Origin of the sequence: Rhodococcus sp. 06-470-2 (genome assembly GCF_002258235.1) — a bacterium.
In the GTDB taxonomy this organism is placed as follows: domain Bacteria; phylum Actinomycetota; class Actinomycetes; order Mycobacteriales; family Mycobacteriaceae; genus Rhodococcoides.
In genome coordinates, this window is the sequence record NZ_NOYB01000003.1 from 78,711 (window position 1) to 94,516 (window position 15,806).

Below are 15,806 nucleotides of genomic sequence, written 5' to 3' on the forward strand. Positions count from 1 at the left end.
GTCACAGCAGACCGCCGCCCAGTACGTTGCCCGCCAGTCCGATCACCACGGGGATGATGCCGAGGCAGATGAAGGCAGGCAGAAAGCACAGCCCCAACGGCCCGCTGATCAGCACACCGGCACGCTCGGCGGCAGCAGCCGATGCGTCTTCGGCCCGGGTTCGTTGGGTCGCAGCGAGTTCCGTCATCGCCGACGCCATGGACGACCCGGCTCGGGCAGATCGCCGTGCCATCCTCGCCAGAGCCTCGGTCTCCGGATCCTGTGCGACGGCGTCCCACGCTGTGGTGGCGTCGGCTCCGAGTTCGAGCAGATCGGCGGCCTTGCGCAACGCGACACCGAACGAGATCGGAGCGGAATGTGCTGCTGCCGCAGCGGCAGTCGCCACGGGAAGGCCCGAACGTAGGCACGCTGCGAGCAGATCGAAGGTCGTGGCCACCGCGAGTGGGTCGGGGGCCGGCGCATCGTCGGCGTCGGCATTCGCACGACCGTCGGGTGTCAGCCTGTGCAATCCGCTCGCGACCGTGGGCAGCGTGATCAGTGCCGTTGCCAGACAGAGCAGCGTTGCCCACATCAGGTCGTCACCTTGCCGGTGATCGCGTCGGTCCACAGCAGTCCCGCGCAGCCCAGGGCCGTGCCGATGAGCAGCAGCATTCCGCCGAGCCCGCCGCCGAGCAGGATCTGCAGTGGATTCGCTCCCATCAGCTGACCGAGCGCGACTCCGAGGATCGGTAGACCGGCCAGGACCAGCGCGGTGGCGCGGGCTCCAGCGAGCGCTGCGTCCGTTCGTTCGCGAAACCGTCTACGCCCCAGCATGTCCTCACGGGTGGCGTCGAGCAGTTCGGCGAGCGCGAGTCCGTGCTCATCCGCCACCCGCCACGCTGCGGCCAATCGGGCCAGCTCCGCGTCGAGCAACGAATCGGACGCAGCGATGCCGTCGGCAGCCCTGCCGCCCAGCCGGGCCCGAGACGCCGCACCGCGCAGTGCCGTCGACGCGATGCCTCCGCATTCGTCCGCCGCAACCGCGCTGGCCGTGGCGGGATGGGATCCGACGCGGAGCTCGCCGATGACCACCTCGACTCCGGTTGCGAGCCAGTTCAATTCCTCGGCCCGCCGATCGCGTTCGAGTCTCCGACGATAACGCCGCCATCCGGTGCCACCCGCCACCGCCGCCGCGCTCACGGCCCAGAACCCGCCGAACCACCACACCGTCCCTGCCACGACCAGAGCGCAGCCGGTCGGCATCAGCCATCGCGGCGCGCTCGACGCCGTTCGTGCCTCCCGCGGCAGCCGACGAAAACTGCTCGGCCACAGTACGACTGCTGCAGCGAGGGCCACGAGCGCGGCCGTCATCGGTTGTCACCGCAGCGGCGATCGAGCAGTTCGAGGAGTCGACCTCGACCCGGCGTCGCGTCGGCAGCCACCGACCAGGCCGGAGCGATGTGCACACGCCCGGTGGGATCGACGTCGACCACTCCGATCTCACGCAGTCGTCGGGTACCGTCGGCGCTGCGGTGGACGTGCAACACCACCTGAACCGCCGCGGCAAGTTGGCTGTGCAGCGCGTCTCGACCCATTCCGCCCAGCGCGGCAAGGGCTTCGAGCCGGGCAGGCACCTCCGCCGGGGAGTTCGCGTGGATGGTTCCGGCTCCGCCGTCGTGACCTGTGTTGAGCGCCGTCATCAGGTCGATCACCTCGGCCCCGCGCACCTCACCGACCACGAGACGATCGGGCCGCATCCGCAAGGCCTGACGCACCAGCTGCCGCACCGACACCTCGCCGACGCCTTCGACGTTGGGTGCGCGGGCCACGAGACGAACAACGTGCGGATGGGCCGGTGCCAACTCGGCCGCGTCCTCGACACAGACGATCCGTTCGGACGGATCCACTTCGCCCAGCAGCGCAGCAAGAAGGGTCGTCTTCCCTGCCCCGGTACCGCCGACGACCAGGAAAGCCAAGCGACCGAACACGATTCGACGCAGTAGCTCGTACCCGTCCTCGGTCACGGCTCCCGATGCACGGAGAGCGGAGAGTCCCTGCGTCGCGGGTCGCAGCACCCGGAGCGACACGCACGTTCCTCCGCTCGCCACCGGTGCCAGCACAGCGTGCAAGCGGACGCCGAACGCTCCCTGCCCGACGCCGGGCAGTCGGCCGTCGACCCATGGCTGCGCGTCGTCGAGTCGACGGCCGGCCGAGAGGGCGAGCCGTTGCGCGAGCCGGCGAACGGCAGCCTCGTCGACGAAACGAACTCCGGTGCGCTCGAGTCCGCGCCCACGATCGATCCACACCTGATCCGGTGCGGTGACCAGAACGTCGGTCACTCCCGGTTCGGACAGCAGCGGCTCCAACGGCCCCGCGCCGGTCAGCTCGGTTTGCAGAACCCTCAGCGCCGCAAGCATATCGGTGTCGCCGATGACCCCGCCTGCTTCCGCTCGAATGGCTGCGGCGACGGTGGCGGGAACCGGAGCGTCGGCCGATGCAGCCAAACGATCGCGGACGCGGTCGAGCAGATCCGCGGTGACGACGGCGCTCATGCCGCCCTCCGCTGCCCACCGGGCTTGTGCGCGAACGTATCGAGCACGGCGTCGGCTGCTGCGGCCAGCGGCGAACGACGGCCCAGCACCAGACCTCCTCGTTCGAGGCGCTCGGCCAGTGCAGGCTCGGCCCGCATCGACGTCAACAGCGGAAGCCCGAGGGCGACGGCGATGTCGTCGGCCCTCAGCCCACCCGGAGCCGGCCCACGAACGACCAGTCCGACATTGGCATTTCGATCCACCACGTGCGCGGCCACCGCCTCGGCCGACGTCACGGCGCGCAGCTCGGCCGGAAGTACCAGCGTGACGAGGTCCGCCGCGGCATACAGAGCGTCGGAGACGTCGCTGGGATGACGCGGGGCGTCGCACACCACGAGATCGCCCGCTGCGCGTCCTGCATCGAGTACAGCCGCCACTGCGACGGCAGAGAGTCCGATACCTCGGCCGTCGGCTCGGCCCAGTGACAGCACCGACATTCCGGAGCGGGAGGGCAGGGCCCCGTGCAGAGCGTCGGCGGAGACTCGGCCGCCCTCGACGACCAAGCCGGACCACCGCAGACCTGGAGCGTTCTCCCAACCGAGCAGCAGGTCCAGGCCGCTGCCGTACCGGTCGCCCTCGACCACGAGGGCACGTCGACCCGAACGGCTGCTGCACAGTCCGAGTGCGGCCGCGAAAGTGGATGCGCCCGCGCCACCGCGAGCGCCGACCACAGCGATCACGCCGCCGTCTCCGGATGGTGCCGACGCGGGTTCGCCGAGTATCCGCACGAGTGCGTCCTCGTCCCACGGCAGGGCGATCACATGCTCGGCACCGAGCGATGTGGCGATTCGCCAATCGTCGAGCGTCGGCGGTGCGGCCGTGACCAGAATGACGCCCGCGCGTCTCGGAAATCCCGTCGACAGTGCCGTCTCTGCGGACGCGAAGTCGACCAAAATAGATCCGCAACGGTCCCACATCGAACGTGTCGAGCCGATACCGACCAGTAAGTTCTGCTCCTCCACAACACAATCCGCGGCCGCGGCGATTCGGTAGACGTCCTCGCGCAGTCCGCGAAGCTCGATCGACATCGTCACTGCCGGGTGCGCGGTCCGCTGCCGCGAGTCCGTTTCCATGCGCCAAGCGTGCGTGAGAATCTGCTCGAGATGCGCGCGACTTGGGGAAATGTGGATAGATTCGGGCCTGTGGATGAATACCGGTACTGCTGTACCAATTTTCGACCTACCCCAGAAAAGAGGACGACCCTCGCCAGGGGGGGAGGAGGCGAGGGTCGTCTGGTTCAGCCCCGGGGGGTCGGGCTGAACACCGCCCGGAATGAACCGGGCTCGTAGAAAATACTACACCCGTGGACGTCCTTGTTTGCAAGTTCAACCGTCGGCTTTTCTCGACCGCGTCGAACCGAGTCCGCCAGTGGCACCGCGCAACATCCACCGGTCACCACCGGCCACTATGGTGACAAACGTGACCCAGAGCGCGAGCAACGACGACGTCCCGGCCGGCCGACGCGCAGCGCGCGTCGCGGCATTCTTCGACCTCGACAAGACGATCATCGCCAAGTCCAGCACTTTGGCATTCAGCAAGCCGTTCTTCGATCAAGGACTCATCAACCGGCGCGCCGTTCTGAAGAGCAGCTACGCACAATTTCTGTTCCTGCTCTCCGGAGCCGATCACGACCAGATGGAGCGCATGCGCGCACACATCGCGAGCATGACCGCAGGCTGGGACGTCGAACAGGTGCGAGCAATCGTCGCCGAAACGCTGCACAACATCGTCGACCCCCTCGTGTTCGCCGAAGCCGCCGATCTCATCGCCGACCACAAGCTCCGTGGACACGACGTCGTGGTCGTCTCGGCGTCCGGTGACGAGATCGTGCGCCCCATCGCCGAGCTGCTGGGGGCCGATCACAGCATGGCGACGACGATGGTGACCGTGGAGGGCAAGTACATCGGCGAGGTCGACTTCTACTGCTACGGCGAGGGCAAGGTCGACGCCATGAACTCCCTGGCCGCGCAACATGATTACGACTTGGCGTCGAGCTACGCGTACTCGGATTCGATCACCGACGTGCCGATGCTGCGCGCAGTCGGGCATCCCACGGCCGTCAACCCCGATCGTGCACTGCGCAAGGAAGCGGCCACCCGCGGATGGCCGATTCTCACCTTCTCCAACCCGGTCTCGCTGCGATCACGAATCCAGACCCCGTCGGGCAAGACCGTAGCAGCAAGCGCCGCAGCAGGTTTCAGCGCTCTCGCGGCCGGCGCGATCACCTACGGACTGCTCCGAAGAAAAAGATGACGTCCAACCCCTTGATGTGAGGAGCGTCACGGGGTACAAATGACGTACGGAAGAACGGAAGGCCAAGAACGAATCGGAAGAGAAGATTCGCTCTCCCGACCGGGATTCCCAGCACGGACACCGGCACCCACGCGGAGCTTGCCACCTAATGGCAGAAGCGCTGTGGGCCTGCGACATTCGTCAGTGATCAGCAAGAACCCTGCACCGGTTGCAGGGATGACCTCATCACCGTCGAATTCTCGCCGAGGCCACGTGGTAGTCCATCACAGCCCACCTGTGCACGCTTGGTAACCAGGCGCTCCGTGCTAACGGGCGGCGACGTCGACGCAAGTCGGCATCGCCGCCCTTTTATATGCTCACTACCGCAGGCTCCGCTCGCGGCCCATTTATATGCGCACAACTCCTACTGAGCAGCTTCGGCAATCGAAGTCGCTTCTGCCGCACCGGCTTCGAATGCCCCGCAGCACAGGATCACCCAACTACCGACGCCGGTTGCCGTACCCTCCGCGAACCCCGTCGCGCCGTCTCGGTAGGCATTCGCCCGACGCATCCAGCTCACCTCCGGCACTCCCAGGTTGTGGGGGTCGAATCCCGACGAGGCTGCCACCAGTCGCGATGCAGCCCGCGCAACGATGCCGTCGGCCGATCCGAAAGCTTTGAGTGTCAACAGTTCACCGTGGACCACCGCCGCGATCACCGGTGCCGGTGCAGAGGTTCCGCCGGTCACCAGTTGAGCGAGCAGGTCGAGTCGCTCGCCGACACCTGCATCGCTGCGGGGACGGCCGAGCTCGGAGGCGTCGTCGACGAGGTCGGCTGCGGCCAACAGGTGCAGTCGTGCGAGGGTCTGCAGCGGTGCGCGCTTCCACGTCGAGACCGTGTTCTGCAATGCGTCGCCGTCCAGGGCAGCCGCGACTCGCAGCGCACCCGCCAGAATGGGGTCGCCTTCTTCGCCCTCGCGGGGGAAATCCATCGAACCGCCCTCGAGCGTCGACGACGAGCGAGCCGCACGGACCGCGGCCTCGGCGGCGGTGGCCGGCCATCCCCGACGATTGGCCTTGTGCCGATGCACCGCGCCCAGAGCGTCGCGCGCACGTTCGGCGGAGTCGAGAACTCCAGGTAGTTCCAGCAGTGGGGCGAGGGGGTCCGTCACGACAGACGACGGTACCCCCTCCCCCACTCGGCGTTGTCGCCTACTTCGCTCCGGCCGCCAACAGCTCGGCGCGCGCCTGACGACGCTTGGCCTGTTCGGCCGGGTCCGGCACCGGAACGGCCGCGAGCAACCGCTTGGTGTACTCGTTGGTCGGACGACGCAGAATCTGATCCGTCGTACCGAACTCGGCCAGCTTGCCCTTGTTCAACACCGCGATGCGCTTGGCCAGCACCTCCACGACAGCGAGGTCGTGACTGATGAACAGGCATGCGAACCCGTACTCGTGCTGGAGTTCCTTGAACAGCTCGAGCACCTTGGCCTGCACCGACACGTCGAGCGCAGACGTCGGTTCGTCGGCCACCAGCAGCGTCGGCTCCAGGGCGAGTGCCCGCGCGATACCGACTCGCTGACGTTGACCGCCGGACAGCTGGTGCGGGTAGCGGTTGCGCATGGTCCGCGACAGGTGGACCCGGTCGAGCAATTCCTCGACCTTGCGGTTCCGCTCTGCAGCACTGTGCTCGGTATGCAACAGCATCGGCTCGGCAATCGACTGTCCGATCGGCCAGCGTGGGTTCAGCGACGAACCCGGATCCTGGAACACGATGCCGACCTTGCTGCGCACCGACCGCAGCTCACGATTCGACAGGTTGGTGATGTCGACCCCTGCGATCGACAACGAGCCGCCGGTGAGCTTGTTCAGTCCCACCACGGCCTTGCCGATCGTGGACTTACCCGAGCCCGATTCACCGACGAGCCCGACGACCTCACCCATCTCGATGTCGAGGCTGACCCCGTCGACGGCCCGGAACACGGTGCGGCCCGGATACTCGATGACACCGTCGACGATGCTCAGTGCCCGGGTCTCCTCGACGGCACTCGGCTCGGCGATCCTCCCGGCGGTCACGGCCTCGATGCTGCTGCCCAGGTGCGGAACCGAGGCGAGCAACTGCTGCGTGTACGGATGCGACGCGTTCTTGAAAATAGTGTGCGCAGCATCGGTTTCGACGATGACGCCGTCCTTCATCACCGCGATGCGATCGGCCATGTCGGCCACCACGCCCATGTCGTGAGTGATGAGCACGATCGACGCATCGATTCGGTTACGCAGGTCTCGCATCAGGTCGAGGATCTCGGCCTGCACCGTTACGTCCAGAGCCGTGGTCGGCTCGTCCGCGATCAGCAGGGACGGATCCGAGGACAGCGCCTGGGCGATCATGGCGCGCTGACGCTGACCGCCGGAGAGCTGGTGCGGGTAGAAGTCGACCCGCGTCTCCGGATCCGGCATCTCGACGAGCTTCAGGAGTTCGACGGCCCGCGCCTTGGCTTCCTTCTTCGACAGCGAGGTGTGCGCGCGGATGGCCTCGGTGATCTGCCAGCCGATCGAGTACACCGGGTTGAGCGCCGTCATCGGTTCCTGGAAGATCACCGCGACGTTCTTGCCGCGGATGGGTGCGAGCTGCTTCTCGGGTAGCCCGACCAGTTCTTTCTCGCCCAGCTTGATGCTGCCCGACACCCGCGAATTATCGGCCAGCAGGCCCGGGACGGCCATGGCCGTCGTCGACTTGCCGGATCCGGATTCACCGACGATGGCCAGCACCTCGCCGGAGGCGACAGTGAACGAGACGGTGTCGACCGCCTTGCGCCAGACCTTCTCGACCTCGAACTCGACCGTCAGATCGGTGACACTCAGAACGGTGTCCTTCGCAGTACTCATGTCAGTTCCGTTTCGGATCGAGTGCGTCACGGAGTGCGTCGCCGAGCATGATGAACGCCAGCACCGTGACGGAGAGGAACGCGGCCGGGAACAGCACCAGGTGCGGTGCCGTCAGGAACACGTTCTGACCGAGGTTGATCTGCAGGCCCCAGGAGATCTCGGGAGCTTGCAATCCGATTCCGAGGAAGGTCAGCGTCGCCTCGGCCGCGATGAACGTACCCACCGAGATGGTGGCGTAGATGATCACCGGAGCCAGAGCGTTGGGCAGGATGTGTCGCACCAATATGCGGTAGGTCGACGCTCCCAATGCCTGTGCAGCCTGGACGTATTCACTGTTCTTGATCGAGATCACCGACGATCGCACCAGACGCATCGCGGTCATCCAGCCGAAGGCCACCAGCGCGAGCGAGACGGTGAAGATGGTGCGCTGGGCGGTGACGGTCAGCAGGATCAGGGCACCCAGGAGTAGCGGAATGCCGAAGAACACATCGGTGAAGCGCGCCAGGATGCTGTCGGTGATTCCACCGAAGTACCCGGCGAGAGCACCGATGAGGACGCCGATGACCAGCACTCCGATGACCGAGAGCACACCGATGGACAGCGAGATCCGAGCACCGTAGATGACGTTGGCGTAGTAGTCGCAGCCCTGGACGTCGGTACCGAACCAGTGTGCAGCGCTGGGAGTCTGACGGGAATCGGACAGCGAACACACTCGCGGATCGATGCCGCGGGCAAACAGCTGCGGGAACACCGCCATCACCAACAGCACCAACAGCAGGAACGTGCCGATGATGAAGAACGGACTCTTCCGCAAAAACTTCCACGCGTTGCCCCACAGGCTGGCCTGACCGACCAACTCGACGGCCTCGCCGGTGACGACGTTCCCGGGCTGGCCCTCCTCTGCGGCGTGCTGAGCTGCGCTCGAATCTTCTTTATTCATAGCGAATCCTTGGATCGAGAACCGCGTAGAGAACGTCCACCACGAGGTTGAAGAAGATGTAGAAGAACACGAAGAGCGTCACGATGCCGACGACGACGGCACCTTCCTGACGGGCCAGGCCGTCGTAGATCGCGCGACCGAGACCGGGCAGGTTGAACACCGTTTCGGTCACGATGGCACCGCCCAGCAGTCCACCGACGTCGGCACCGATGAAGGTGACGACGGGAATCAACGAGTTGCGCAGCGCGTGCCGAACGATGATGCGGCGGTTGCTGATTCCCTTCGACTTCGCGGTGCGGATGTAGTCCGCGGCCATCGATTCGGCGACCGATGTCCTGGTCAACCGCGCGACGTAGGCCATCGACAGCGATGCGAGCACGAGGCCGGGAAGCAGGAAGCTCGACCAGCCGTCGTTGATGCCGGAGATCGGGAAGAGCCCCAACTTCAGACCGAGGGTGAACTGGGCGATGAAGCCGAGAACGAACACCGGGACCGACACCAGCAGCGTCGTCGAGATGAGCACCAGGTTGTCGAAGAACGATCCGCGCTTGAGGGCGGCGAGCACACCTGCGGCGATGCCCATGACGGTCTCGATGACGACGGCCACGATGGTCAACCGGACCGTGACCGGAAGTGCCCGCTCGATGGTGTCGAGGACGGGGCGTCCGGAGAAGTCGGTGCCGAAGTCGCCCTGGAAGAAGCCGCCGATGTACTTGAAGTACTGCACGAAGAGGTTGTCGTCGAGGTTGAAATCTTCTCGCAGCTGGGCGACGACGCCCGGTGCGAGGGGACGATCTCCGGCGAGGGCGCGGATGGGATCACCCGGCAGCGCGTAGACCATCGCGAAGATCAAGAACGAGGAGCCGATCAGGACGGGAATCGTCAGCAGTAATCGGCGAGTGATGTAGCGACCCACTGTGTGTCTTCTCCTTGAACAAGGGACGAACCTGCGCCTCGGGTCTTGCCGGCGCAGGTCGGTGTGGGACTCATGCGACCCACGGTTGAACGAGACCCGGTGGGTGGCAACCGATCATGCTCGGCTGCCACCCACCTGGGTGCGTCGTCAGCTGACTACGACGTCCTCGAGAACGATGTTGCCTCGGTTGTCGATCTTGACGTCGGAGACGCGATCGGACCACACGGCCTGGTTCAGGCCGTAGAACAGCGGAGTCGCGGGCATCTGGTCGATCAAGATGTCCTCTGCCTTCTGGTAGTCCTCCGTTGCAGCGTCGATATCTGCAGCGTTGTTTCCTTCTGCCAGTGCGGCGTCGAAGGCCGGATCGTTGAAGAAGGTCGCGTTGCTACCGGCCGGCGGCAGAGCCGACGCCGAGTACAGCGGGGAGAGGAAGTTGTAGATCGACGGGTAGTCCATGATCCAGCCCGAGCGGAACGGACCGGTCATGCCCTGAGCGTCCTGCAGCGGCAGGTACTGGGCGAACTGCAGATCGCCGCGCAGTGCGTAGTCGACACCCAGGTTCTCGCGAAGCTGGTTGCCCACGGCGGTCATCCACGAGTCGTGACCTGCTCCGGCGTTGAACCACAGGTCGACCGGCTGGCTACGGTCGAAACCGGCCTCGTCGAGCAGACGGTTGGCCTCGTCCGCGTTGAGCTCACAGGTGGCACCGCATGCATCCTCGCGGTAGCCGTCGACCACGGGAGAAGCGAAAGAGTTTGCGGGGGTGCGGGTGTCGGTGAAGATCGCGGTTGCGATGGCCTGACGATCGATGGCCATCGAGAACGCCTTGCGCACGTTCGGATCCCGGAACCGCGGGTCGTACGTCGGGAAGCCGAGCGAGGTGATGTCCGGGCGAGCGCGCTCACCGTACCGGTCACCGAACGTGTCGCGGGCGGTGGCCCACGCATCCTCGGGCAGGTCGAGCATGACGTCGAGTCCGCCGCCCTGAACGTCGTTGTAGCCGGTGCTCACCTCGGTGTAGACCTTGAAGTTGACGCCTGCGGACTGGGCGGGGTTGTCGCCTGCGTAGTCGTCGTACTTGGTGACGGTGAAGCCCTGTCCCGGAACGAAGTCCGAGTCGGCCTTGAACGGACCGTTACCGATCGGGCGGGCACCGTATGCCGTCGGGTCGGCGTAGAACGCCTCGGGCAGTGGGTCGAACGCGGTGTAACCGAGAGTCAGCGGGAAAATGGCGAACGGTCCGGTGAGCTTGACGGTGAAGGTCGTCTCGTCGACGACGTTCAGACCGCTCAGTTCGGTCGCGGTGGGCTCGGCGGTCTCGCTGCCCTGCAGATCTGCGTAGCCTTCGATGTTCTCGAAGAAGTACGAGGCACCGAATGCGTTGGTGCTCAACGCGTTGTAGCTCCAGGCCTTGGTGTAGGACTCGGCCGTGACGGGGGTGCCGTCGTGGAACGTCCAGCCGTCCTTGAGCTTGACGGTCCAGGTGGTGTTGTCCTCGGATTCGACGGACTCGGCAACGCCGTTGTACTCGACGCTGTTGTCCTCGTCGTTGAACGTGACCAGCGGAGTGAAGAGGGCCTCGAGGACCTGGCTGCCTTCGCTCTCGGTGGTGTTGCCGGGAACCAACGGGTTCTCCGGCTCACCGATGTAGATGCTGTAGATCCCGTCGGAACTGCCACCGGAGCTCGAGCCGCCACCGCCACAGGCGGCGAGCAGGCTCGCACTCATCAGCACAGCCGTGGTGACGACCGCGGCACGTTTGATACGCAAGAAAATCCTCCATCCAGATGTGAACACGGGGTCATCCGTGCTCAGTTCCTCGGGCGCGACGCCCGGGGATTCGTGGGCGACCGCATGGCACGGCAGGTGGGCCGTTCCAACGATCTGATGGGATGGACTTTAGACACATCCTGAAACGAACATGTGAACTCCCCCAACTTTTGCTGACCCGTGAGTAAGCCGGAAACATGATCGAAACGTTTCGGCAAGTCGATTTCTCACAGTTCGGACATCCTCGTCGCCACGGGTGCACGCCGACGGCCCCGATGACCGCCCAGCGTGCAGAAACTACCGATCACCGCAGATCAGGGGGTTGCAGGCGATTGCAACGGTGCGATCGCCATCACATGTGACTACCCTCACAAGGGGCTCGAGACAGGCACGGGAGTGCAGTTTCATGAGCGAAATGCACCGGACGAAAGTGAGCTATTCGAGATGACGACCAGTACCTCCGGAACCGACGAGACCGCGGTTGCCTCCTACGCGCCGTCGGCCGAGTTCACGGCTACGGCGAACGCCGGGGCCGAGCTCTACGCCGCCGCCGAAGAGGACCGACTCGGCTTCTGGGCCGAACAGGCTCGCCGACTCCACTGGCACACCCCGTTCACCGAAGTACTCGACTGGTCCGACGCCCCCGTAGCCAAGTGGTTCGCCGACGGTGAGCTCAACGTCGCCTACAACTGCGTCGACCGCCACGTCCTCGACGGACACGGCGACCAGGTGGCCATCCACTGGGAAGGCGAGCCAGGCGACAGCCGCGACGTCACCTACTCCGATCTGCTCGCAGACGTCAGCCAGGCCGCCAACACCCTGACCGAACTCGGCCTCGTCTCCGGCGACCGCGTTGCGATCTACATGCCCATGATCCCCGAGGCGATCGTCTCGATCCTCGCGTGCGCACGCCTGGGCCTGACCCACTCGGTCGTCTTCGCCGGCTTCTCGGCCACCGCACTGCGCTCACGCATCGACGACGCCGAAGCCAAGCTCGTCATCACCACCGACGGCCAGTGGCGACGCGGCAAGCCCGCACCCATCAAGGACACCGTCGACGAGGCCGTCGACGGGGCGGCTTCGATCGAACACGTCCTCGTCGTCAAGCGCACCGACTCCGACGTCGCCTGGACCGACGGACGCGATCTGTGGTGGCACGAGACCGTCGCGAAGGCATCGAAAGAACATGAGGCACAGCCTTTCCCGGCCGAGCATCCGCTGTTCATCCTCTACACCTCGGGTACGACGGGTAAGCCCAAGGGCATCATCCACACCTCCGGCGGCTACCTGACGCAGACCTCGTACACCCACCACAACGTCTTCGACCACAAGGCAGGCAAGGACGTCTACTGGTGCACCGCCGACATCGGCTGGGTCACCGGACACTCCTACATCGTCTACGGCCCGCTCTCCAACCGCGCCACGCAGGTCGTCTACGAGGGAACGCCCAATTCGCCCGACGAGCACCGGCATTGGAACGTCATCGAGAAGTACAAGGTCTCGATCTACTACACCTCTCCCACCCTCGTGCGCACGTTCATGAAGTGGGGCAAGGAAATCCCCGAGGCCCACGATCTGTCCTCGATCCGTCTGCTCGGTTCCGTCGGCGAGCCGATCAACCCCGAGGCGTGGCGCTGGTTCCGCGACGTCGTCGGTGGCGGCAGCGCACCGATCGTCGATACCTGGTGGCAGACCGAGACCGGCGCGATCATGATCTCCCCGCTGCCCGGCGTCACCGCCACCAAGCCGGGCTCCGCGATGGCCCCGCTGCCCGGTATCTCCGCCAAGATCGTCGACGACGACGCCAAGCCACTGGGCAACGGCGGCAACGGTTATCTCGTCCTCGACGAGCCGTGGCCGTCGATGCTGCGCGGCATCTGGGGCGACATGGACCGCTACAAGGAAACGTACTGGTCGCGCTACGCCGAGGAGGGCTGGTACTTCGCCGGTGACGGCGCCAAGTACGACGAGGACGGTGCCCTGTGGGTCCTCGGCCGCGTCGACGACGTCATGAACGTCTCCGGCCACCGCATCTCCACCTCCGAGGTGGAGTCGGCCCTGGTCAGCCATCACAGTGTCGCCGAGGCCGCAGTGGTCGGTGCCGCCGACGAGACCACCGGGCAGGGCATCGTCGCATTCGTCATCCTGCGCGGCGGCGAGGAGAACACCGGCGATGCGTTGATCGCCGAACTGAAAGCTCAGGTCTCCAAGGAAATTTCGCCGATCGCCAAGCCGCGGGAGATCTCCATCGTTCCCGAGCTGCCGAAGACCCGATCGGGCAAGATCATGCGTCGCCTGCTGCGCGACGTGGCCGAGGGCCGCGAACTCGGCGACGTGTCCACCCTCGTCGACCCGAAGGTGTTCGAGGCGATCACGAAGGGTCGCTAGCGCTCCCATGTGAGTGAAACTTCGTGGCCTGCTACGAAGTTTCACTCACATGCGGCGCAGCCGCTCAGATCGAACACCGTGTAGTCGCCGACGGTTTCGGGTGTGAAGGTCGCTGTCACCCAATCAGCGATCGCCGACGGTCGGTCCTTGTCGGTGCCGGCGATGAAGTAGTGGATTTTCCCGGCTGCCACGTCGGCCCGGAACTGGTCGAGCGTGGGCGATGGGTCGGTTCCGGAGAACCCGCCCACCGGCATCACCGGGTCGTCGGTCGCGAGCTGTAGGCCCGCGGCGGCGTTGGATCCGATCGTCGCCGCCACCCAGGTGTAGTGCTGTGCATCGGATTCGAGCAGCCCGGTCAGTTCGTCGTCCGGTGCCTGGGCAGTGAAGTGCGCCGAGTGCCCGGCATTGTCGTCGCGCACTCCGGTTCTGGACCCTGCCGCCTCGGACGGAATCGAGGGGCCCGCCGATGGACCTCCCCCACTGTGCGGGGTGACGACAGTGTCGGCGACATACGCGACCGGCCCCGCCAACGCGACAGCCAGAGCGACTGCTCCCAACGCCATCGATGCCTGCCGAGATCCCCGGAACAGCAGCGCGACGGCCACGATCACTCCCGCTGCCAACACGCCCCACCGCAGCCACGGCACGAAGTCGGGAGTGCGGGCGAGAAAGACGAACGACGTTGCCGTGGTAACAGCCGAAACGAGCGCGAGAATCACACGCGCCCAAACTCTCTCGCGTCGCACCCACAGTTCACGCAGGGCAGCGCCGACGATCGCGGCGATCGCCGGCGCGATCACGATCGTGTAGTACGAGTGGAAGGTGCCCGACATGAAGCTGAACACCAGCGAGCACCCGACGAGCCACAATCCCCACATCACGAACCAGGCGCGAGCGAAGTCCCGTCGAGGAGCTGTGCCGCGCATGATGATTCCCGCCACCACGAGCACCAGCGCAGCCGGAATCAGCCACGAGATCTGACCACCCTGGGCATCCGCGAACAAGCGGGTGATTCCCGTCTGCGCACCGTGCCCGGCCGGGCCTGCACTGCCCGAAAACGACTCCGCGACGCCGCCGTGTTCGTTTCCCGTCAGTCGGCCCAGGCCGTTGTAACCGAACGTCAGGTCCAGAATGCTGTCGGTCTTCGACCCGCCGACCCACGGCCGGTCGGCAGCCGGAACCAACTGGACGATCGCGACCCACCACCCGGCCGTCATGAGCACAGCCGCACCGGCCGCCAGTAGCTGGAGAAGTCGAGCGCCGAGCCTCGGTGGACCGAACGCCGCGTACGTCACGGCAAGAGCCGGCACGACGAGGAACGCCTGGAGTTGCTTCGTCAGAAACCCCAGGCCGACAACAGCTCCGGTGAGCACCAACCATCGAGTTCGCCCGTCCTCGAGCGCGTGAAGCATCGCCCACGCTGCCCCCAATAAGGTGAGGGTGAGAAGGGCGTCGGGATTGTCGTAGCGGAACATCAGGGCGAAGGTCGGCGTCGTCGCCAGTACTGCGCCCGCGATCGATGCGGCCCCGTAGCCGAATCGACGGGCGACGATCGCGTACATGATTCCCACGCTCAGCACCGCCATCAGCACCTGCGGTAGCAGCAGCGACCACGAGTTGAGGCCGAAGATCCGCACGGACAGTTCCATGATCCACAGCGACGCAGGCGGCTTGTCCACCGTGATGGAGTTCGCGGCGTCGGACGAACCGAAGAGGAAGGCCTTCCAGCTCACCGAGCCGGCTTGAACGGCGGCTGCGTAGAAGGAATTACCCCAGTGCTCGCGGTTCAGATCGAGGGCGTAGGCCCCTGCGGTCGCAACGAGAAGGGCGGCGAGAGTGGGCATTGCCCAGCGCGGGCGAGCGATGTCGCGTTCGAGGACGGTCACAGTCGATCACTGTTGCCCCCGATCCTGAGGATGTGCGATCAAGTTGCTGACAATCGCCCGTCAATCGTCGCAGCGGACGAAAAGAGCGGACCCACGTGAGCGGAAATTCGACCCCTGCTACGTGTGCTGTCTTGATACATGTGGGACACGGGTGTCTCGATACATGTGAGACACGATTCTAAGCGGCGGGGCGGGGGAGTTGTCCTTGGTAGAGCTTGT

At 65.5% G+C, this 15,806-nt stretch carries 12 protein-coding genes; 2 read left to right on the plus strand and 10 right to left on the minus strand.

The genetic code is table 11. From position 1 onward, the window contains the following. Nucleotide 1: 1 nt before the first annotated feature. From CH276_RS01415 to ssd, 4 genes are read right to left on the minus strand one after another with little or no spacing between them, the layout of a single operon-like run. Nucleotides 2-571, minus strand: coding sequence for a type II secretion system F family protein (locus CH276_RS01415; RefSeq protein ID WP_094628723.1), 570 nt, complete (start codon nucleotides 569-571; stop codon nucleotides 2-4). After that, nucleotides 571-1,350: a type II secretion system F family protein gene (locus CH276_RS01420; RefSeq protein ID WP_094628725.1), complete on the minus strand. Its 780-nt coding sequence runs from the start codon at nucleotides 1,348-1,350 to the stop codon at nucleotides 571-573. Before CH276_RS01420 ends, CH276_RS01415 begins: the two co-directional genes overlap by 1 nt. Further along, a complete protein-coding gene (locus CH276_RS01425; protein WP_094628727.1) occupies nucleotides 1,347-2,531 on the minus strand; it encodes a TadA family conjugal transfer-associated ATPase in 1,185 nt (394 codons plus the stop codon). The genes CH276_RS01420 and CH276_RS01425 overlap by 4 nt, the downstream gene beginning before the upstream one ends. Beyond that, nucleotides 2,528-3,643, minus strand: a complete 1,116-nt coding sequence (gene ssd / locus CH276_RS01430; RefSeq protein WP_094628729.1) for a septum site-determining protein Ssd — start codon at nucleotides 3,641-3,643, stop codon at nucleotides 2,528-2,530. The genes CH276_RS01425 and ssd overlap by 4 nt, the downstream gene beginning before the upstream one ends. A gap of 334 nt (nucleotides 3,644-3,977) precedes the next feature. Here ssd and CH276_RS01435 point away from each other — a divergent pair, with 334 nt between their 5' ends. After that, a complete protein-coding gene (locus tag CH276_RS01435) occupies nucleotides 3,978-4,823 on the plus strand; it encodes an HAD family hydrolase (RefSeq protein ID WP_254923844.1) in 846 nt (281 codons plus the stop codon). A 403-nt stretch (nucleotides 4,824-5,226) separates the two neighbouring features. Here the strand turns inward: CH276_RS01435 and CH276_RS01440 are convergent, their stop codons facing one another. From CH276_RS01440 to CH276_RS01460, 5 genes are all read right to left on the minus strand, one after another. Continuing rightward, nucleotides 5,227-5,973, minus strand: a complete 747-nt coding sequence (locus tag CH276_RS01440; protein WP_032395248.1) for a hypothetical protein — start codon at nucleotides 5,971-5,973, stop codon at nucleotides 5,227-5,229. A 40-nt stretch (nucleotides 5,974-6,013) separates the two neighbouring features. Further along, nucleotides 6,014-7,687 (minus strand): ABC transporter ATP-binding protein, encoded by a 1,674-nt coding sequence (locus tag CH276_RS01445; protein WP_094628731.1) that lies wholly within the window; start codon nucleotides 7,685-7,687, stop codon nucleotides 6,014-6,016. A 1-nt stretch (nucleotide 7,688) separates the two neighbouring features. Further along, a complete protein-coding gene (locus CH276_RS01450; protein ID WP_094628733.1) occupies nucleotides 7,689-8,627 on the minus strand; it encodes an ABC transporter permease in 939 nt (312 codons plus the stop codon). After that, nucleotides 8,620-9,543, minus strand: a complete 924-nt coding sequence (locus tag CH276_RS01455; RefSeq protein ID WP_094628735.1) for an ABC transporter permease — start codon at nucleotides 9,541-9,543, stop codon at nucleotides 8,620-8,622. Before CH276_RS01455 ends, CH276_RS01450 begins: the two co-directional genes overlap by 8 nt. 147 nt (nucleotides 9,544-9,690) lie before the next feature. Further along, nucleotides 9,691-11,313, minus strand: coding sequence for a peptide ABC transporter substrate-binding protein (locus tag CH276_RS01460; protein ID WP_254923845.1), 1,623 nt, complete (start codon nucleotides 11,311-11,313; stop codon nucleotides 9,691-9,693). A gap of 444 nt (nucleotides 11,314-11,757) precedes the next feature. Between CH276_RS01460 and acs the strand changes: the two genes are divergently transcribed. Beyond that, nucleotides 11,758-13,701, plus strand: coding sequence for an acetate--CoA ligase (gene acs / locus CH276_RS01465; RefSeq protein ID WP_045198427.1), 1,944 nt, complete (start codon nucleotides 11,758-11,760; stop codon nucleotides 13,699-13,701). A gap of 41 nt (nucleotides 13,702-13,742) precedes the next feature. Here acs and CH276_RS01470 read toward each other — a convergent pair whose 3' ends face one another. Continuing rightward, nucleotides 13,743-15,587 carry a glycosyltransferase family 39 protein gene (locus CH276_RS01470; protein WP_254925915.1) on the minus strand — a complete coding sequence of 615 codons (1,845 nt, stop codon included), beginning with the start codon at nucleotides 15,585-15,587 and terminating at the stop codon, nucleotides 13,743-13,745. Nucleotides 15,588-15,806: the final 219 nt, after the last annotated feature.